At 74.5% G+C, this 21,535-nt stretch carries 7 protein-coding genes; all 7 read left to right on the plus strand.

Annotated elements, in window-relative coordinates:
• The first annotated feature begins 380 nt into the window (after positions 1-380).
• Positions 381-8,489: an SDR family NAD(P)-dependent oxidoreductase gene (locus tag AC0VX6_RS06110; protein WP_475469268.1), complete on the plus strand. Its 8,109-nt coding sequence runs from the start codon at positions 381-383 to the stop codon at positions 8,487-8,489.
• A complete protein-coding gene (locus AC0VX6_RS06115) occupies positions 8,479-11,805 on the plus strand; it encodes a type I polyketide synthase (protein WP_475467668.1) in 3,327 nt (1,108 codons plus the stop codon). Before AC0VX6_RS06110 ends, AC0VX6_RS06115 begins: the two co-directional genes overlap by 11 nt.
• 35 nt (positions 11,806-11,840) lie before the next feature.
• The gene (locus AC0VX6_RS06120) at positions 11,841-18,077 is read left to right on the plus strand and encodes a type I polyketide synthase (protein WP_475467669.1); all 6,237 of its coding nucleotides are present in this window, start codon (positions 11,841-11,843) and stop codon (positions 18,075-18,077) included.
• Positions 18,078-18,144: 67 nt separating this feature from the next.
• Positions 18,145-19,032, plus strand: a complete 888-nt coding sequence (locus tag AC0VX6_RS06125) for a 3-hydroxyacyl-CoA dehydrogenase family protein (protein WP_274976567.1) — start codon at positions 18,145-18,147, stop codon at positions 19,030-19,032.
• A complete protein-coding gene (locus tag AC0VX6_RS06130; RefSeq protein ID WP_248773858.1) occupies positions 19,029-19,310 on the plus strand; it encodes an acyl carrier protein in 282 nt (93 codons plus the stop codon). The genes AC0VX6_RS06125 and AC0VX6_RS06130 overlap by 4 nt, the downstream gene beginning before the upstream one ends.
• Complete coding sequence (locus AC0VX6_RS06135; RefSeq protein ID WP_475467670.1) at positions 19,303-20,412, plus strand: acyl-CoA dehydrogenase family protein; 1,110 nt, start codon at positions 19,303-19,305, stop codon at positions 20,410-20,412. Before AC0VX6_RS06130 ends, AC0VX6_RS06135 begins: the two co-directional genes overlap by 8 nt.
• Positions 20,413-20,443: 31 nt before the next feature.
• Complete coding sequence (locus AC0VX6_RS06140; protein WP_274976569.1) at positions 20,444-21,529, plus strand: HAD-IIIC family phosphatase; 1,086 nt, start codon at positions 20,444-20,446, stop codon at positions 21,527-21,529.
• The last annotated feature ends 6 nt before the right edge of the window (positions 21,530-21,535 follow it).

The following is a 21,535-nucleotide window of genomic DNA, read 5'->3' on the forward strand; positions in this document are numbered from 1 at the left end:
TCCGTTGTCACCGGCTGTGAACTGTGGGTACTATCCTTCGGGTTGATGTCCGAAAGCGTGGCATGGTGAGTGGTGGGTCATTTGTTTCTTGAGGGCGAACTGTCCGTATGTGGACTGATTTGTTAGTGTCGGGCGAAGCCCTCTGCTGATGATGAGAACTGCGATGACCTCTGGTAGTACCCTTCCTCTCCTCCGGACCTGACAGAAACCTCCGCTTCCCCGCGGTCGCACGGGGACGCGGACCGCTAATCGACCATTCCTGGCCTGTACGAACACACAGCAGTGGCCCGTGCATTTGCACCGGAAGATCTCCGGTGGGCGGATTTCCGGCACACCGCGCGCGGAGCAAGGGGGCCGGTGGTGTGAGATCGGAGACGACGATGGTGACGGGTGCGTGGACGACTCCTGGGGCCGACGAACCGATCGCGGTGGTCGGGCTCTCCCTCCGGCTCCCCGGAGCGTCGACTCCGGAGGCCTTCTGGCGGCTGCTGTGCGAGGGTAGGGAGGCGATCTCCGCCCCTCCCGAGCGGCTCGGCGTCGCCTCCGCCGCGCGCGACCCCTACTGGGGCGGGTACCTCGACCGGGCCGAGGACTTCGACGCCGGGTTCTTCGGGGTCTCGCCGCGCGAGGCGCTGGCCATGGACCCCCAGCAGCGGCTCATGCTGGAGCTGAGCTGGGAGGCCGTGGAACGCGCACGCATGGCGCCGGACTCCCTGCGGGGCACCGACACCGGTGTGTTCACCGGCGCCGTCGCCGCCGACTACGGCCTCCTGCAACAGCGTGCCGTGCGCGGCGGCGCCACCCACCACACGCTCACGGGCACCCAGCGCGGCATGATCGCCAACCGTGTCTCCTACGCGCTCGGACTGTCCGGGCCCAGCCTGACCGTGGACAGCGGACAGTCGTCGTCCCTCGTCAGCGTGCACGCGGCCATGGAGAGCCTGCGCCGGGGCGAGTGCGGTACGGCACTGGCCGGCGGAGTCAACCTCATCCTCGTCCCCGAGAGCACCGAGAGCGTCGCCCGGTTCGGCGGGCTCTCCCCGGACGCGCACTGCTACACCTTCGACGCGCGCGCCAACGGCTACGTGCGCGGCGAGGGCGGCGCCGTGGTCGTGCTCAAACCCCTGGGCCGGGCCCTGGCCGACGGCGACCGCGTCCACGCGGTCCTGCGCGGCGGTGCCGTGAACAACTCCGGCCGCACCCCCTACCTCGCCCGGCCCGACGCCGCGGGCCAGGAGAGGGTCCTGCGTGCTGCCCACCGCAGGGCGGGGGTCGACCCGGCGCGGATCGGCTACGTGGAACTGCACGGCACGGGTACCCCGGCGGGGGATCCGGTCGAGGCCGCCGCGCTCGGCGCGGTGTTCTCCGACGGACGCGAGGAGCCGCTGCGTGTGGGGTCGGCCAAGACCAACGTCGGCCACCTGGAGGGCGCCGCCGGAATCGTCGGCCTGGTCAAGACGGTGCTCAGCCTCTCCCACGGACAGCTCCCGCCCACACGCAACTTCACCCGGCCCCACCCCGGCATCGACCTGGAGGCGCTGCGGCTGAGCCCGCAGTTGCGGCGCGAGCCGTGGCCCGCGGACGCTCCGCTGGCGGGCGTCTCCTCCTTCGGCATGGGCGGGACCAACTGCCACCTGGTGCTCGGTCCGCCCCCGCCGGTCCACACGGACCGGCCCGGAGCGGCAACGGGGGAAGGGGGCATCGACCCCGTCCCGTGGATCCTGACGGCCCGGTCCGAGGAGGCCCTGCGCGCCCAGGCCTCCTCCCTGCACTTCTTCGTGTCGTCCCGGCCGGGCCTGCGGGTGCAGGACGTGGGCCTGTCGCTGGCCACCACCCGCACCGTGTTCGAGCACCGCGCGGTCGTCTTCGCCTCGGGCGGTGACGGCGCGCGGGAGCTGGAGTCGGTCGCGCCCCCGTCCGCTCCCGCCGACGAGGCGCAGGAGCGGCCCGTCCTGGTCTTCCCCGGCCAGGGCGGCCAGTGGGAGGGGATGGCCCGGGACCTCCTCGACGGTGACGGCCTTCTGGCCCAGGTGTTCACCCGGCGCCTGCTGGAGTGCGAGCGGGCCCTCGCGCCCCACGTGGACTGGTCGCTGATCCAGGTACTGCGCGGCGAACCCGGAGCTCCGGCCTACACCGGCTCGGGAGCGCGCGTGGACGTCGTCCAGCCGGTGCTGTGGGCGGTCATGGTCTCCCTTGCCAAGGTGTGGTCGGCGCTGGGCGTGGAGCCGGCGGCGGTCATCGGGCACTCCCAGGGGGAGATCGCCGCGGCGTGTGTGGCGGGAGTCCTGTCGCTGGAGGACGCCGCCAAGGTCGTGGCCCTGCGCAGCCGTGCCCTGACCTCGCTCGCCGGAAGCGGCGGCATGGCCTCGCTGGGACTGTCCCCCGAACGGGCCGGGGAGCTCGTCGCGGCTGAGGAGGACCTCCACCTGGCCGCGGTCAACGGCCCCGAGTCGGTCGTGGTCTCCGGAAGCCCCGAAGCGGTGCGCCGGGCCGTCGAGCTCTGCGTCGACCGCGGTGTCCACAGCGCCCTGGTCGACGTGGACTACGCCTCCCACTCCTCTCACGTGGAGCACATCCGCGAGGAGCTGCTCGCGTGCCTGGACGGGGTCGAACCGCGCTCCGCCCGGGTGCCGTTCTTCTCCACCGTGACCGGGGGGTCCCTGGAGGGGGCGGAGGCGCGGACGGACGCGTCGTACTGGTACGGGAACCTGCGCGGTACCGTCCGCTTCGCCGACGCGGTGAACGCGGCCGTGGAGTCCGGCCACACCACCTTCGTCGAGGTGGGACCGCACCCGGTGCTCTCCTTCGGCGTCGAGCGGACGCTGGACGCCCGCGGGGCGCGGGGCAGGGTGCTGCCCACCCTGCGCCGGGGGGCCGGCGACCAGGCGCAACTGCTGACCGCGGCGGCGCAGGCGTTCACCGCCGGGGTCGGCGTCGACTGGGCGGCCCTGTTCGCGGGGACCGGCGCGAGCCGTGTCGACCTGCCGACCTACCCGTTCCAGCGCCAGCGGTACTGGCCGCACACCCACGCCCCGGTGCCCGTCGAAGGGCCGCCGGCCGACGAACCCGACGCGTCCCCCGCCGCGCCCCGCGGCGACGCACGGAGCACCCGCGCGCTGGTGCGCGGGCACACCGCCCGGGTGCTCGGGCGGGCGTCCCTGACGGCCTCGGACGAGCGCCGCGCCTTCCGCGACCTGGGCTTCGACTCGATGATGCTGCTCCAGCTCGGACGGGCGCTGTCCCGGGAGACGGGGGTCCCGCTGGAGGAGACCGTCCTGTTCGAACTGCCCACCCCCTCCGCGCTCGCGGAGTTCCTGGTCGGGGAGGCTGGGGAGGAGGTGCCCGGGGCCGCCGGGCCGCCCTCCGCCCCGCCCGAGACCGCTCCCCCCGCGCCCGCGGCGGCCCCCGCCGTCACGGCGCCGGTCCCCGACGACGACCCGATCGCCATCACCGCGATGGCCTGCCGCCTGCCGGGCGGGGTGCGTTCTCCCGAGCAGTTGTGGCGACTCGTCGACGACGGTGTGGACGCCATCGGGGACTTCCCCGACAACCGCGGCTGGGACCTGGAGAACCTGTACGACCCCGAGCCCGGAACACCCGGGCGCACCTACGCGCGCTCGGGCGGATTCCTGTACGACGCCGACCTGTTCGACGCCGGCTTCTTCGGGATCAGCCCCCGCGAGGCCGACGCCATGGACCCCCAGCAGCGACTGCTGTTGGAGACCTCCTGGGAGGCGATCCGGCGTGCCGGGATGAGCACGGACGACCTGCGCGGACGACAGGTCGGCGTGTTCGTCGGCGCCATGCCCACCGACTACGGGCCGCGCCTGGCCGATCCGAGCACGGGCGACGACGGGGGGTACCGGCTCACCGGCAGCACCCTGAGCGTGGCCTCGGGCCGTATCGCCTACGTCCTCGGCCTGCGCGGTCCGGCGCTGACCATCGACACCGCCTGCTCGTCCTCGCTCGTGGCCCTGCACCAGGCGGCCGAGGCGGTCCGCAGGGGCGAGTGCGAGATGGCCCTCGCCGGGGGAGCCACCGTCATGGCCACCCCCGGCATGTTCCTGGAGTTCTCCGCCCAGCGCGGACTGTCGCCGGAGGGCCGCTGCCGGGCCTTCGGGGCCGAGGCCGACGGCACCGCCTGGGCCGAGGGCGCGGGCGTGCTCCTGCTGGAGCGCGCCTCCCGCGCCCGCCGCGCGGGGCGCCCGGTCCTGGCGCTGGTCAGGGGCAGCGCGGTCAACTCCGACGGGGCCAGCAACGGGCTGACCGCGCCCAACCCCGACGCCCAGGAGCGGGTGATCCGTCAGGCCCTGGCCTCGGCCGGGGTGGAGCCCGGCGAAATCGACGCCGTCGAGGCGCACGGCACGGGCACCCGGCTGGGCGACCCGATCGAGGCCAAGGCGCTGATCTCGGTGTACGGCCGGGCCCGCGAGGGCTCCGCGGAGGATCTGCGGCTGGGCTCGCTCAAGTCCAACATCGGCCACGCCCAAGCCGCCGCCGGCGTGGCCGGGGTGATCAAGACGGTGGAGGCGCTGCGGTACGGGCGGCTGCCCCGGACACTCCACGCCGACGTGCCCACGGACAAGGTCGACTGGGACGGCAGCGGCGTGCGGGTGCTCACCGAACCGGAACCGTGGCCGGACACCGGGCGCCCGCGCCGGGCCGCGGTGTCCTCCTTCGGTATCAGCGGCACCAACGCGCACGTGGTGCTGGAGGGCGTGGCCGACGAGGGCGCCGCGGTCATCGTCCCCGACGACCCCTTCCACAGCGAACGCCACTGGGTGGACGCCTCCGTCCGGGCCGGGGCCGGACCCGAACCGCACGGGGCCGCGGAGCCGCTGCTCGACGAGGGGCTGGCGCTGGTCGACGGGCGCACCGTGTTCACGGGACGCATCGACACCGACGGCCAGCCCTGGGTGCGCGACCACGGCCTTCTCGGCCGGATCGTCGTGCCCGGCACGGCGCTGGTGGACCTGGCCGCGTACGCGGCCGACCGGGTCGGCGCCGCCACCGTGGCCGACCTGGTCCTGGAGGCTCCGCTGGTGCTGACGCACGGCGAGGGGGCCACGCTCCAGGTCACCGTGGGCGCCCGCGACGACCGGGGGCGGCGCGAGGTGCACGTCCACGCCCGCTCCGCGCGGGCCGCGTCGGACGCGCCCTGGACCCGCTACGCCTCCGGTGCCCTGACGGACGAGCCGGAGCCCGGTACCGGACCCGCCGACGCGGACGGCTCCCTCCCGGCGGACCTGCCCTGGCCCCCGGCCGACGCCGATCCGGTGACCGTTCGACCCGACTACACCCGTCTGGCCCGGCGCGGCTACGCCTACGGTCCGCTCTTCCAGGGGCTGAGGAGCGTGTGGCGGTGCGGGGACGACATCCTGGCCGAGGTCGAACCGCCCGACACGCCGTACACCGGCGGCCCCTTCCACGGTCCCCATCCGGCTCTGGCGGACGCCGCCCTGCACGCGATCCTGCTGTACGGCGGTAGCGGCGAGGACACGCTGACGGTCCCCTTCGCCTGGTCGGGGGTACGGGTGCGCGCCCTCGGCGGGGAGGCCGCGCGCGGACGCCTGCGCGTGCGCGCCACCGAACTGGGCGCCGACCGCTACCGCGTGCGCGTCTTCGACGAGGCGGGGAACACGGTCGTGGCCGTGGACGAGCTGGCCATGCGCGTGCTGGACGGGGACGCCCTCCCCGAACGCGACCCGTCCGAGGTGTCGGCCCTGCACGAGCTGGTGTGGGAGAAGGCCGCCGCACCCGGCTCCACGCCCTCCGTCCCCACCGGACTGCCCGGTTTGGACGCCGTCGACCGGGACGGCGCGGTGCCGCCGGTGGTCTACACCGAGCTGCCCGCCGCGGCGGTCTACGCCGAGGGCGACACCTCGGTGCCCGAGTCCGTCCGCCAGGGGCTGGACGCGGTCCTGGAGACCGTCCGGACCTGGCTTACCGACCCGCGCACCGAGCACTCCCGCCTGGTGGTGGTGACCTGGCGCGCGGTGGCCACGGGCCCCGGCACGCGGATCAGCGGGTTCGCCGCGGCGCCTGTGTGGGGTCTGCTGCGGGCCGCCCAGAGGGAGCACCCCGGGCGTCTGGTGCTCGTGGACTCCGACGGGTCGGAGGACTCCCACCGCGTCCTGCCCGGAGCCGTCGAGCTCGGTGAACCGCAGATGGCCCTGCGCGCGGGCGCGGTCCTGGTGCCCCGGCTGGCCAGGGCCGAAGGCGACCGCTGGTTGACGCCCCCCGGCGCGCTGTGGCGTCTGGGCAGCAACCGTCCCGGTTCGCTGGAGAACCTGGAGCTGCTGCCGGCGCCGGAGGCCGGGGAGGAGCTCGGCCCGTACGAGGTGCGCATCGCCGTCCGGGCCGCCGGCGTCAACTTCAAGGACGTGGTGGTGGCCCTCGGCATGGTCGAGGGGGACAGGGGCGTGGGCCTGGAGGGCTCCGGGACCGTCCTGGAGACGGGCGCCGAGGTGGCGGGCCTGAACCCGGGCGACCGCGTGGCGGGCGTGTTCGACGGGGCGTTCGGCCCGATCGCGGTCGCCGACGCCCGCAGGCTCGCCCGGATCCCCGACGGGTGGTCCTTCGAAGAGGCCGCGGCCGTGCCGGTCGCCTTCCTGACGGCCTACTACGCCCTGGTGGACCTGGCGGCGGTACGCCCGGGGGAGAGCGTCCTGGTGCACGCCGCCGCGGGAGGCGTGGGAACGGCGGCCGTCCAGCTCGCACGGCACATGGGGGCGCGCGTGTTCGGTACGGCGAGCCCCCGCAAGTGGGCCGGCCTGGCCGGGTACGGGCTCGACGAGGAGAGGCTGTCCTCCTCCCGCGACCTGGAGTTCGAAGCACGGCTGCGCGCCGCCAACGGCGGGCGCGGCATGGACGTGGTCCTCAACTCGCTCAGCGGGAAGTTCGTGGACGCCTCCCTGCGGCTCCTGCGTTCCCCGGGCGACGGCGGGGGGCCGGGCGGCAGGCTCGTGGAGATGGGGCTGACCGACGTCCGCGACGTGCGCGACGTCGCCGCGGACTTCCCCGGACGCGGCTACGACGCGTTCAAGCTGACGGACGTGGCCCCGGAGCGGATCGGCCAGATGCTCGGGCGGGTCCTGGAGCTGTTCTCCAGCGGCACGCTCGAACCCCTTCCGGTCACCGTCCACGACCTCCGCGACGCCAAGGACGCCCTCCGCGGCCTCCAGCGGGGGGAGACCGTCGGCAAACTCGTCCTGACCGTTCCGGCGCCCTTCCCGCAGGACCGCACCACGCTGGTCACCGGCGGCACCGGCACCCTGGGGCACCGGGTGGCACGCCACCTGGTCACCGGTTACGGGGTGCGCGACCTGCTGCTCGTCAGCCGCAGCGGCCCCGAGGCGCGGGGCCAGGAGGCGCGCACGGCCGAACTGGAGGCACTCGGGGCCCGGGTGAGCGTGGCCGCCTGCGACACCGCGGACAGGAAGGACCTGGAGCGGGTCCTGGACGGGCTCCCGGCGGACCGCCCGCTCGGCGCGGTGGTGCACACCGCCGGCGTCCTCGACGACGCCACCGTCACCTCGCTCACCGGTGAACAGGTCGACAGGGTGCTGCGCCCCAAGGTCGACGCCGCGTGGAACCTGCACGAGCTGACCGCGGAGGCCGATCTGGGCGCGTTCGTGCTGTTCTCGTCGGTGGCCGGAACCCTGGGCACCGCCGGGCAGGCCAACTACGCCGCGGCCAACGTCTTCTGCGACGTACTGGCCCACCACCGCCGGGAGCACGGCCTGCCCGCCACCTCCCTGGCGTGGGGCCTGTGGGCCGGGGCCAGCGGGATGACGGGCCACCTGGACAGGACCGACCTCGGTGTCCTGGGCCGGACGGGGCTGCTCCCGATGCCCGAGGACGAGGCCCTGCGGCACCTGGACACCGCCCTGCTGCGGAACATGGTCCACGGCGTCCCCGCCCTGTTCGACTCCGCCGCCGGCACCGGTACCGGCGTGCTCCGGGGCCTGGGCGGGCCGTCCCCGGAGGGCGCGCGCGCACCCCGGGGCGAAAGGGGGACCAAGGACGCCGCCGAGCGGTTCTCCGCGCTGTCCGGGCCCGAGCGCGAGCGCGCGCTGCTCACCGAGGTCCGCACGCACACCGCCGTGGTCCTCGGCCACGGCCCCGACACCAGGACCTCGCGGGTGGGCGCCGACCGGCCCTTCACCGACCTGGGGCTGGACTCGCTCACGGGTGTGGAGCTGCGCAACCGGCTCAGCGCCTCGACAGGTGTGCGGATCCCGGCCACCGCGGTCTTCGACCACCCCACCCCGCGCGCCCTGGCCGCGTTCCTCCTACTGCTGCTGTTCCCCGAGTCCCCGGACCGGGACGCGGCCGCGGCCGTGGAGGACGGCTCCGGGTCCGGCGACGGAGCCGGGAACCCGGACACCGGCATCGACACCATGGAGGTGGACGAACTCGTCACCCTCGCACTCCGGGGACAACACGGTCCCCACCACGCTGGACAGGAGACGGCAGTTGACCACTGACGACGCACGCCTGGTCGCGGCGCTCCGTGCCGCGATGAAGGAGAACGCGCGGCTGCGCGAGGAACTGGACCGCTCGACCCGGCCCGAACCGATCGCCATCGTCGGGATGGGGTGCCGCTTCCCCGGGGGAGCCGACACCCCCGAGGGGCTGTGGGACATCGTCTCGCGGGGGCGCGACGCGGTGCGCCCCTTCCCCGCCGACCGCGGGTGGGACCTGGAGGAGCTCCTCGTCGGGCGGTCGGGGGAGCCGCGTTCGTCGACCGGTCAGGGCGGGTTCCTCGACCGCCCGGCCGCCTTCGACGCCGAGTTCTTCGGGGTCTCCCCGCGTGAGGCGGTGGCGACCGATCCGCAGCAGCGGCTCCTGCTGGAGACCGCCTGGGAGGCGGTCGAACGGGCCGGGATCGACCCGGAGTCGCTGGCCGGCTCCGAGACCGGCGTGTTCGTGGGCACCATGGCCCAGGAGTACGGGCCCCGGCTGCTGGACGCCTCCTCCGACGGTTTCGCGCTCACCGGCTCCTCGCCCAGCGTCGCCTCCGGACGGGTGTCCTACACCCTGGGCCTGACCGGCCCCGCGGTCACCGTGGACACGGCGTGCTCGTCCTCGCTGGTGGCCCTGCACCAGGCGGTCCGTAGCCTGCGCGGCGGGGAGAGCTCGCTGGCCCTGGCCGGGGGCAGCTGCGTCATGGCCTCCCCCGGACTGTTCACCGAGTTCTCCAGGCAGGGGGGCCTGGCCCCCGACGGACGATGCAAGGCCTTCTCCGCGGACGCCGACGGCACCGGCTGGGCCGAGGGCGTGGGCATGATCCTGCTGGAGCGGCTCTCCGACGCCCGGCGCAACGGGCACACGGTCCTGGCTGTCGTGCGCGGCAGCGCCGTCAACCAGGACGGGGTCTCGAACGGGATCATGGCCCCGAACGGACCGTCACAGCAGCGCGTCATCGCACGGGCCCTGGAGGAGGCGGGCCTCACCCCGGGCGACATAGACATGGTGGAGGCGCACGGCACCGGCACCAGGCTGGGCGACCCGATCGAGGCGCAGGCGCTCATCGCCGCCTACGGCCGGGGCCGCACCGAGGACCGCCCCCTCTGGCTGGGTTCACTCAAGTCCAACATCGGCCACGCGCAGTCGGCCGCCGGAGTCGGGGGCGTGATCAAGTCCGTCATGGCGCTGCGCCACGGCGTCCTGCCCCGGACCCTGCACGCGGACGAGCCCTCTCCGCTGGTGGAGTGGGACGGGAGCGGTGTCCGGCTGCTGACCGAGGCCAGGCCCTGGCCCGAGACCGGCAGGCCGCGGCGCGTCGGGGTCTCGTCGTTCGGGATGAGCGGTACCAACGCCCACCTGATCCTCGAACAGGCCCCCGATGAAGCCGGGCCGCAACCGCGCCCGGCGGGAGCCGCGGGCCCCGTCCCGTGGGTGCTGTCCGCGCGCACCGAGGCGGCGCTGCGCCAGCAGGCGGCCCGGCTCGCCGGCCTGCTGCGCCTGTCCCCCGAGGCCGCGTCCGAGGACGTGGGCTGGTCGCTAGCCACCGCCCGGTCCGGGTTCCCCCAGCGGGCGGTCCTCCTGGCCGGCGACCGGGCCGAGGCGCTGGAGGCGCTGGACGCCTTCGCCGACGTGAGGCCGGCACCGGGCGTGATCCGCGGCCGCTCCGTGGCCGAGCCCCGCACCGCGTTCGTCTTCCCCGGGCAGGGGGCCCTCGACGCGGAGCTGGACCTGGGCGCCCTCATCGACGCGCAACCGCGGTTCGCCGAGGCCGTCCACGAGTGCGAGAAGGCGCTCTCGCCCTACCTGGACTGGTCGGTGACGGCGGCGCTGCGCGGCGGCCCCGGCGCCCCCGACACCGGTCGTCCCGACGTCGCCCAGCCGCTGCTGTTCACGGTCATGGTCTCGCTCGCCCGGCTGTGGCGGTCCCACGGCGTCGAGCCGTCCGCCGTGGTCGGCCACTCGCAGGGGGAGATCGCCGCCGCGCACGTCGCGGGCGTCCTGACCCTTGAGGACGCCGCCGCGGTGGTGGCCCTCCGGAGCAGGCTCGTCCTGCCCCTGGTGGGGAGCGGCGGAATGCTGGCGCTGCAGCTGCGTCCCGGACAGGAGCTCCCCTCGCTGGAGCGCTGGGGCGGCAGGCTGGACGTGGCCGCCCACAACGGACCGAGCGCGGTCGTGGTCGCCGGGGACGGCGGCGCGCTCGGGGAGCTCTCTGAGTGGTGCGCCGCGGAGGGGGTCCTCGCCTTCCCCGTCGCGGCGGACTTCGCCGCGCACTCCCGGCAGGTCGACGCCCTGCGGGCGGAGCTCCTGACCGCACTCGCCGGGATCCGGCCGGGGCAGGGGGAGCTCCCGCTGTACTCCACGGTGCACGGTGCCCGGATCGACGGCACCGCCATGGACGCCGAGTACTGGTACCGCAACATCCGCCAGACCGTGCGGTTCGAGGAGGCCGTACGCGCCATGGCGGAGGACGAGTTCACCACGTTCGTCGAGATGGGCCCGCGGCCGGTCCTGACCATCGGCGTCCAGCAGACACTGGAGTCCGCCGGTGCGAACGGCGGCGAGACCGCCGTCCTCGGTGCGTTCCACGGCAGGGCCAGCGGCCCCCGGGAGTTCCTGGCGGCCCTCTCCGAGGTGTGGGTGTGCGGCACCGTCCCGGACTGGTCGGTGGTGTTCTCGGAGTACAACCCGCGTGTGGTCGAGCTGCCCACGTACCCGTTCCAGCACCGGGACTACTGGCTGGACCCCGCACCCCGCTCCGCCGCGGCCCCGCCGGACGACCGCGCGGAGCAGGTGCCCCCGGACGCCGGGGCCGCCCCGCGCGGGAGCCTGTCCGCGCTGTCGGAGCTGTCCGAGCGCGAGCGCGAGGACGCCGTGGTGGCGTTGGTCCGTGAACACGTGGCGGCGGTGCTCGGCTTCACCTCGCCGGAGCAGGTGGACGTCCGGCGCGGCTTCCTGGACGCGGGCGGCACCTCCCTGGGAGCGGTGCGCCTGCGCAACGCCCTGAACGCGGCGACGGGCCTGGAACTACCCGTGACCGCGGCCTTCGACCACCCCACACCGCTGGCCCTCGCCCGGCACCTGCTCTCCCTGCTGCTCTCCTCCGGCGACGGCGGCACCGCCGACCCGGCCACCGCGCTGGACCGGCTCCGGACGGCGGTGCGGGCCACGGAGCTGCGCAGCGCCGAACGCGAGGCCGTGGCGGCGGGACTCCGCGATCTGCTGTACACGCTCACCGAAGGCCGGGGGGCGACGACGGACGGTACCGAGGAACTGGAAGGTGCGAAGGATGACGAGCTCATCGAGCTCATCGGCAAGGAATTCGGAATCTCCTAGCCGCCGTACGCTCCCGCATCCGAGGTTGGTCTCCCATGACGCATGAGGACAAGTTCCAGACACTGGCCCGCCGGCTCGCGCTCGATCTGCGCCATGCCCGCGGCCGTATCGACGAGATCGAGGAACGGCGGCACGAGCCGATCGCCGTGGTCGGCATCGGTTGCCGCTACCCGGGTGAGGTGGGCTCCCCCGACGACCTGTGGGAGCTCGTCGAGCGGGGCGCGGAGGGCCTCACCGACTTCCCCACCGACCGGGGCTGGGAACTGGACACGCTGTTCGACAGCGATCCCGCCACCCCCGGGACGAGTTACCTGCGCAGGGGCGGCTTCCTGCACGGGGCCGCCGGGTTCGACGCCGGGTTCTTCGGGATCGGCCCCCGTGAGGCCACCGCCATGGACCCGCAGCAGAGAGTCGCGCTGGAGACCTCCTGGGAGGCCGTCGAACACGCGCGCATCGACCCCACGACCCTGCGCGGCACCTCCACCGGGGTGTTCCTGGGCATGGTCGGCCAGTCCTACGGCCCGTCCATCCGGCAGGCGGGGGAGGAACTGGAGGGCTACCTGCTGACCGGGGGCATGTCGGCCGTCGCGGCCGGCCGGGTGTCCTACACCCTGGGCCTGGAGGGCCCCGCGCTGACCCTGGACACCGCCTGCTCCTCCTCGCTGGTCGCGCTCCACCTGGCCGTCCGCTCCCTGAGGGAGGGCGAGTGCGACCTCGCCCTGGCCGGAGGCGTCAGCGTGTACACCAACACCGGCCCCTGGGTCGCCTTCAGCCGCCAGCGCGGACTCGCCCCCGACGGCCGCTGCAAGGCCTTCTCCTCCAGCGCCGACGGCACGAGCTGGTCCGAGGGGGCGGGCATGCTCCTCCTGGAGAGGCTCAGCACGGCCCGGAGCAACGGTCGCCGTGTGCTGGGGGTGCTGCGCGGCAGCGCCGTGAACCAGGACGGTGCCAGCAGCGGGCTGTCGGTGCCCAACGGAACGGCCCAGCAGCGCGTGATCCGGGAGGCCCTGGCCGACGCACGGCTCGCTCCCGGAGAGGTCGACCTGGTGGAGGCGCACGGAACGGGAACGACGCTGGGCGACCCCATCGAGGCCAACGCGCTGCTGTCCACCTACGGACGGGACCGCCCCGCCGACCGGCCCGTCGGCGTGGGGTCGTTGAAGTCCAACATCGGCCACGCCGGGGCGGCGGCGGGTGTGGGCGGCGTGATCAAGGCGATCATGGCGATGCGGCACGGCGTCCTGCCCCGCACCCTGCACGTGGACGAGCCCAGCGCCCACGTGGACTGGGGGTCCGGGGCGCTGGCGCTGCTGACCGAGGCCGCGCCGTGGCCGCGGACCGGCCGTCCGCGCCGCGCGGCCGTGTCCTCGTTCGGCGTGAGCGGGACCAACGCCCACGTGGTCCTCGAAGAGGCCCCGGAGGACTCCGAGCCCGGACCCGCGACCGGGAGCGGCCCGGCCCCCCTGGAGACGGACACGGTCCCGTGGCTGGTCAGCGCCCGGTCGGAGGCGGCGCTGCGCGCCCAGGCCGCCCGCCTGCACGACCACCTCGCGATGCGTCCCGGACTCGACCCCGCCGACGTCGGATGGTCCCTGGCCGCCACCCGCTCGGAGTTCGAGCACAGGGCGGTGGTGACGGCGCGGGACCGGGAGGGCCTCCTCCGGGGCCTGGACGCCATCGGCAGGGCCGCCCCGGACGACGGCGTCCACCGGGGCACCGCCGCCCGGGAGCGCGCCGTGTTCGTCTTCCCCGGCCAGGGCTCCCAGTGGAAGGGCATGGCCGTCGACCTGATGGCCGCCTCCCCCGTCTTCGCCCGGACGATGGCCGACTGCGAGCGTGCGCTGTCCCCGTTCGTGGACTGGTCGCTCGCGGCCGTGCTCGGACAGGAGGAGGGAGCCGCGGCCCTGGACCGCGACGACGTCGCGCAACCGGCGCTGTGGGCGGTGATGGTCTCGCTCGCCGCGCTGTGGCGGTCCCTCGGCGTCGAGCCCTCCGCCGTGGTCGGCCACTCCCAGGGGGAGATCGCGGCGGCGTGCGTGGCCGGGGCGCTCTCGCTCGACGACGCGGCCAGGGTCGTGGCGCTGCGGAGCCGGGCGGTCCTGGAACTCGCCGGCACCGGGGCGATGGCCTCGATCGCACTCGGCGCCGAGGAGTTGGGCGAGCGCGTGGCCGAGTTCGGCGGCCGGGTACACGTCGCCGTCGTCAACGGCCCCGCCTCCACCGTCGTCGCGGGAGAGCCGGAGGCGGTGCGGAGCCTGGTGAAGGAGTACGAGACCCGGGGCGTGCACGCACGTCTCGTCCCGGTCGAGTACGCCTCCCACACACCGCACGTGGAGCGGCTCCGGGACAGGGTCCTCACCGCCCTGGCCGGTGTCGTCCCCCGGCGGCCGGACGTCCCGGTCTACTCCTCCCTGACGGGCGGCCCCCTCGGCGACACACCCATGGACGCCGACTACTGGTACCGGGGCCTGCGCCATCAGGTCCGCTTCGAGGAGACCGTCGGCGCGCTGCTCCGCGACGGACACGGCACGTTCCTGGAGGTGTCCCCGCACCCGGTGCTCGGCACGGCCGTCCAGGAGACCTGCCAGGAGGCGGGCGCCGACGGCGCCGTGGCCCTGGGCACCCTGCGCCGCGACGAGGGAGGGCCCGAGCGCTTCCTCGCCTCGCTCGCGCAGGCGCACGCGCACGGCGTCGCGGTGGACTGGTCCCGGCTGTTCGGCGGACGCCGGAAGGTGGACCTGCCGACCTACGCCTTCCAGCACCGCCACCACTGGGCCGTCGACGGGGCCGAGGGCGCGGACGTCACCCGTGCGGGCCTCAACGGGGCCGACCACCCCATGCTCGGCGCCGCGGTCTCCCTCGCGTCCGGCGACGAGTACCTGTTCACGGGCCGGATCGGCCTGGAAAGCCACCCCTGGCTGGCCGACCACGTCGTGCTGGACATGGTCCTGGTTCCCGGGACCGCCTTCCTCGAACTCGCCCTGCACGTCGGCGAACGCGTCGGGTGCCCGCGCGTGGAGGAACTGGTCCTGCACACCCCGCTGCGGCTCCCGACCCGAGGGGGCGTACAGCTCCAGCTCAGGGTCGGCCCGCCGGACGCCAACGGCGCCAGACCGCTCACCGTGCACTCCCGACCCGGAGGCGGCGACGACGGCCCCTGGACCCAGCACGCGAGCGGCCAGGTCACCCGGCCCCGGCCGGAGCACGGGGCGCCGAAGCAGGACGCGTCCTGGCCGCCGAAGGGCGCCGTCCCGGTGCCGGTGGACGACTTCTACCCCCGCATCGCCGAGATGGGCAACGCCTTCGGGCCGGTCTTCAGCAGCATGCGTGCGGTGTGGCGGGACGGGGACGACCTGTACGCGGAGGTCCGGCTGCCGGAGGGCGCGCGGGCCGACGCCGCCCGGTTCGGCGTGCACCCGGCGCTGATGGACTCCTCGCAGCACCCCCTCGCGCTTCCGCACACCTCCGCCCCCGCCGGCGGCCCGAGCCTCGCCGAGGCGGCCGGCCTCCCCTTCGCCTGGTCCGACGTCACCCTCCACGCCACCGGGGCCGCACACGTCAGGGTCCGCCTGTCCCAGACGGAACAGGACTCGGTCTCCCTGGAGCTCACCGACCCCTCGGGCCGACCCGTCGCCTCCGTCGGCTCCCTGGTCATACGTCCCATCAGCCCCCAGCAGCTGGCGGCGGCCACCCGCGGGGGAGGGGACGACCTGTTCCGCGTCACGTGGTCCGAACCCACCGGCGCGCCCGCGTCCGCCGACGGCCCCCGGCCCCTCGCGATCGTGGGGCCCGACCCCCTGGGCGTCGCGGACGTCCTCGCGGCGGCGGGCCACCCGGTCCGGTCCCACCGGGACGCCGACGCGCTCCACGCGGCCCTGGCGGCCGGGGACCCCGTTCCGTCCGCCGTGGTCGTGCCGTGCGCGGCCACCGATCCCGAGGACACCGCCGAGGCCGCCTACACCGCCACCTACCGGGCGCTGGACCGGCTCCAGGGCTGGCTGCTCGACGAACGCTGCGAGGACCTCCCCCTGGTCCTGCTCACGCGGGGCGCCGTCAGCGCGGCGGAGGGCGACCACGTCCCGGACCTGGACCACGCGCCCCTGTGGGGGCTGGCCCGCACCGTGCAGATGGAGTTCCCCGGCAGGTGCTCCATCGTCGACGTGGACGACACGGGGTCCGCGCCGACGGCCCTGGCGGCGGTACTGGACGGAGGGGAACCCCAGGCCGCCGTCCGCGGCGGCACGGTACTCGTCCCGAGGCTGGACCGCGCCGCGCCGCGGGAGGGGCGGTCGCCGGACCTGGGATCGGACGGGACCGTGCTCGTCACCGGCGCCAACGGAACGGTCGGCAGCGTGATCGTCCGCCACCTGGCCGCCGAGTGCGGAGCACGACACCTGCTCCTGGTCAGCCGCAGCGGACGGGAGGGCACCAGCCCCGAACTCCAGGCCGACCTGGCCGGACTCGGGGCCACCCTGTCCTTCGCCGCCTGCGACACCGCCGACCGCGACGCCCTGCGCGAGGTCATCGCCTCGGTCCCCGAGGACCGGCCGCTGAGGTCGGTCGTCCATATCGCCGGCACCGTCGGCGGAGCCGTCTTCACCGCGCTCACCAGGGAACACGTCGACCACGTGATGCGGCCCAAGGTCGACGCCTCCTTGAACCTGCACGAGCTGACGCGCGACTTGGACCTGCGGGAGTTCGTCCTGTTCTCCTCGGCGGCCAGCACGCTGGGCAACCCCGGCCAGGCCAACTACGCCGCGGCCAACGTCTACCTCGACGCCCTGGCGCACCGGCGCCGCGCCCAGGGCCTGCCCGCCACCACCATCGGATGGGGCATGTGGGCCGAGCGCAGCCAGCTCACTGTGCGGTTGGACGACACCGACCTGCACAGGTACGCGCGGATGGGCATGAGCGAACAGATCGCCACCGAGCGGGGGAAGGCGCTCTTCGAGGAGGCCCTGGCCTCGGACGCGGCCCACCTCCTGGCGGTGCCGCTGGACGTCGCGGGGATGTCCCAGCGGAGCATGAGGGGCGCCGACGTCCCGACGATGCTGCGCGCGCTGGTGCGCCGGCCGCGCCGCAGGGCGGCGGGGCTGACGGCCGACTCCGGGGACCTGCGCCGCCGTCTGGCCGGGGCGGACACCGAACAGCGCGGACAGCTGGTCCTGGACCTCGTACGGGAGGCCACGGCCGAGGTGCTCGGGCACTCCGCCCCGCAGGACGTGCCGGTCGACCGGGACTTCCTGGAGATCGGCTTCGACTCGCTCACCGCGGTCGAGCTCCGCAACCAGCTCCGCTCCCTGACCGGACTGCGCCTTCCCGCCGGGCTGGCGTTCAAGTACCCCACGCCCACGGCCGTGGCGGGTTTCCTCCTGGAGAGCCTGCCCGCCCCGGACCAGTCGGCCCCTCGGCCGCGCGAGGCGGCGGGGGCTCCCGAGGCGGACGGGCGGGGGACGCCGGACAGCCTGGTCGCGCTCTTCGAGGAGTTCTGCCGCCAGGGCAGGACCGCGGAGGGCATGCGGCTGCTGGACACGGCGGGGCTGGTGCGTCCCGCCTTCTCCGAGGCGGAGGGCTACGTCAGCGCCCGCGGCCCGGTCGTGCTGTCGAGCAAGGAGGCCGACTCCTCCGTCCTGGTGTGCCTGCCGTCCATCGTCCTGGCCTCCGGACCCCAGGAGTTCGCCAGGTTCGCCGGCGGCGTACGCGGTCTGCGGGAGGTCAAGGTCGTCCCCCACCCGGGTTTCCGGGACGGGGAGCCGCTCCCGGACACGCTGGCGGCGGCCCTGTCGGCGCAGGCCGACGCCGTCGCCCGCTGCGCCGACGGGCGCCCCTTCGTCCTCGTCTCCCGTTCCTCCGGGGGACCGGTCGCGCACGCCGTGGCCGCACTCCTGGAGGAGCGCGGTGTGCGCCCGGCGGCCCTGGCGCTGCTGGACCCGCCGCACCCGGACGACGAGGCGGTCCTGCCGACCACGGAGGCCCAGATGCTCCAGCGCGGCGGCGCCCTGGGCATCGTCGACAGCGCCCGCCTCACCGCGATGGGACGTTACATGCGGCTGTTCGCCGACGTAGGCCTCGGGGCCGTCGCGGCGCCCTCGGTGGTCCTGCGGCCGGAGGACCCCATCACCGACCGGGACGGAGCCCCCATCCCCCCGTTCAGCTGGGCGCCCCCGCACGAGCGGATCACCGTTCCCGGCGACCACTTCACGATGTTGGAGGACCACGCCGACATCGTCGCCCGGGTGCTGCACGACTGGTTGTCGGAGCGCGGTCTGTGAACGGACCTCCCCGCACCCGCGTACCGTCTCCCCCGGCGGTACCCCGTACAGAAGACAGGAGGCCCTGATGCCCACGCAGGAGGCACCGCCGAGCCCGGGCGGGCACCGGATCACGGTGATCGGAGCCGGCACCATGGGCGCCGGGATCACCTCCCTCGCGCTCGGCCACGGCGTGCCCGTGACGCTGGTCGACGTCGACCCGGCCGCCCTCGACGGGGCGCGCGACAGGATCGCGTACCACGGGCGCGTCGCCCAGCTGATGGGGGCCGCACCGGAGGGGGTGCGCCCCGGCGCGCTCGACACCACCACCTCACTGGACTCCGCGGCCGAGGCCACGGTCGTCATCGAGGCCGTCACCGAGGACGAGGACACCAAGGCCGCTCTCCTCACGGAGGTGGGCGCCAGGACCAAGCCGGGCACGGTCCTGATCACCAACACCTCGTCCATCCCCGTGGACCACCTCGCCGGACACCACCCCCGCCCCGACGAGGTGGTGGGCACCCACTTCATGAACCCGCCCTACCTGATCCGCACGGTGGAGGTCATCAGGGGACCGCGGACCTCGCGGCACACGCTGGACGCCCTCGACGGCCTGCTGCGCACGCTGCGCCGGGAGTCCGTCACCGTGTCCGACGCGCCGGGGTTCGTCACCAGCCGCCTGCTGCACCCGATGATCAACGACGCCGCCCGGGTGGTCCAGGAGGGCACCGCCAGCGCGGAGGACGTCGACGCGCTCATGGTCGGCTGCCTCGGCCACCGGACGGGGCCGCTGCGGACCGCGGACATGATCGGCCTGGACAACCTCGTCGACTCCCTGTGGGTCCTGCACGAACGCACCGGCGACGAGCGCTGCCGCCCCTGCGACCTCCTCCTGGAGAAGGTCGGGGCGGGAGACCACGGCCGTAAGAGCGGCCGCGGTTTCTTCACCTACGAACGGACGGAGCAACTGTCATGACCACGCCCGCACAGACACCCCGGAGCCACGGGGAGATCGAGGCCGACCTCATCACCTTCCTGGAGGGCCGGACCCGGGCGTCGTGGGACGAGGACGTCGACCTGTTCGCCACCGGCGGCCTGTCGTCGATGTTCGCCATGGAACTCGTCGTGCACCTGGAGCAGGCCCACGGGGTCTCCATCCGCGGCGGCGACCTGAAACTCGACAACTTCCGCACGGTCCGGACCATGGCCGCCCTGGTCCGGCGCCTGAAGGCCGACGAGGACACCGATGGCTGACGACGTGACGGCCCTCGCGGCACGGGTCAGCGAGGTCGTCGGGGACCGTGCCGACGCGTGGGACCGCTCCGGGGAGCTGCCCGGACCGGTGCTGCGCGAACTCGCCTCCGGCGGTCTGCTGTGCCCGCAGGTCCCCTCCCGGTACGGCGGCCTGGGGCTGGACAGCCGTGAGGGCGGGGAGCTCACCGCGCACGTGGGCAGCCTGTGCAGCTCCGTGCGCAGCGTCATGACCTCGCAGCAGATGGTGGCGGGCAGCATCGAGCGGCTCGGGAACGAGGACCAGCGCGACCGCTACCTGCCGCTCCTGACGGGCGGGCGGATCGCCGCGGCCGCCTTCAGCGAGCCCGGCGCGGGCAGCGACCTCTCGGCCATGGCGACCACCATCCGGGCCGAGGGGGACACGGTGGTGGTCGACGGGCGCAAGTCGTGGATCACCACGTCCGCCTACGCCGACATGCTCCTGGTGTTCGGCCGGTTCGGGGACGCGGCGGCCGCGGTCGTCGTTCCCGCCGACGCCCCCGGCGTCACCGTCGAGAGGATCTCCGACCCCCTGGGCTGCCGGGCCGCCGGGCACGCCGACATCACCTTCGACGGTGTGCGAGTGTCGGCCGACGCCGTGCTCGGCGGCGGCGGGCTCCCCCTGCCGTTCCTGGTCACGGCCGCCCTGGCGCACGGCCGTATGTCGGTGGCCTGGGGGTGCGTGGGCATCCTGCGCGCCTGCCTGTCCGAGGCGACCCGGCACGCCCGTACCCGCGAACAGTTCGGCGTCCCGATCGCCCGGCACCAGCTGGTCGCGCGCCACCTGGCCGAGATCTACACCGCCGAACAGATCGCCACCCGCGCGTGCGAGCACGCCAGCGGCCGCTGGGAGGCCGGTTCGCCGGACATGGTCACCGCCACCGTGCTGGCCAAGCACGTCAGCGCCACCCACGCCGTCTCCGGCGCGAGTGCGGCGCTGCAGGTCCTGGCGTCCGCGGGGGCCCGCGACGGCCACACCGTGGCGCGCGCCCACCGGGACGCCCGGATGATGGAGATCATCGAGGGCAGCAGCGAGATGTGCACACTCCTCCTGGCCGACCACGCCCTTGCCACCGCCGACTGAACCATTCCCGAAGCGAAGAGGAGGAGCAACGGTGAGCACAGACACGCAGAGCCGCGATCCGGCGCTGGTGAAGTGCCTGGTGTGGGACCTCGACAACACGTTGTGGCGGGGGACCATCCTGGAGGGGGACGAACCGGTCCTGGCCGAGGAGCTCCGCGACGTGGTGGTCGAGCTGGACTCCCGCGGCATCCTCCAGGCGGTCGCGAGCAAGAACGACCACGACATGGCCTGGGCCTGGCTGGAGAAGCTGGGAGTGGCCGAGTACCTCGTGCTGCCCCGCATCGGCTGGGGCCCCAAGTCGCAGTCGGTACGGGCCATCGCGGACCGGCTGAACTTCGCCCACGGGGCGGTCGCCTTCGTCGACGACCAGCCCGCCGAACGCGCCGAGGTCGAGTTCTCCCTCCCCGAGGTCCGCTGCTACACGGCGGAGCAGGCCGCGTCCCTGCCGGAGCTGCCGGAGTTCAGCCCGCCCGTGGTCACCGTGGACGCGCGGCGCAGGCGCACGATGTACCAGGCGGGGTTCGCGCGCGAGGAGGCGCGGACGGACTTCACCGGCCCCGACGAGGAGTTCCTGCGCTCCCTGGACCTGGTGATGGGCATCGGAAGGGCCGGTGAGGAGGACCTGTCCCGGGTCGAGGAACTGACCGTGCGCACCAGCCAGATGAACGCCACCGGCGTGCACTACTCCGACGCCGCCCTGCGCGGGCTGCTGTCGGATTCCGGGCACGAGGTGCTGGTCGTCACCCTCACGGACCGCTTCGGCCCCCACGGGGCCGTCGGAGTGGTGCTCCTGGAGAGGCACCCGGAGGTGTGGCACCTGAAACTGCTGGCGACCTCCTGCCGGGTGGTCTCCTTCGGTGCGGGCGCCGCGATCCTGAACTGGCTGGTCGACCAGGCCGCGCGCGGGGGGAGGCACCTCGTCGCGGACTTTCGGCCCACGGATCGCAACCGGATGATGGAGATCGCCTACCGGTTCGCCGGATTCACCGACGACCCCTGCCCGTGCTCCGGGGCGGTGGCCGGGGCCGCCGAGGAGGGCGTCCAGAGGCTGCACCTGGCGGCCGAGCGCCGCGAACCCCCCGCCACGCTCAGGATCGAGGCCGCGGACCTGGGGTGAGGACCC

It is taken from the genome of Nocardiopsis sp. iso_25 (assembly GCF_056173305.1).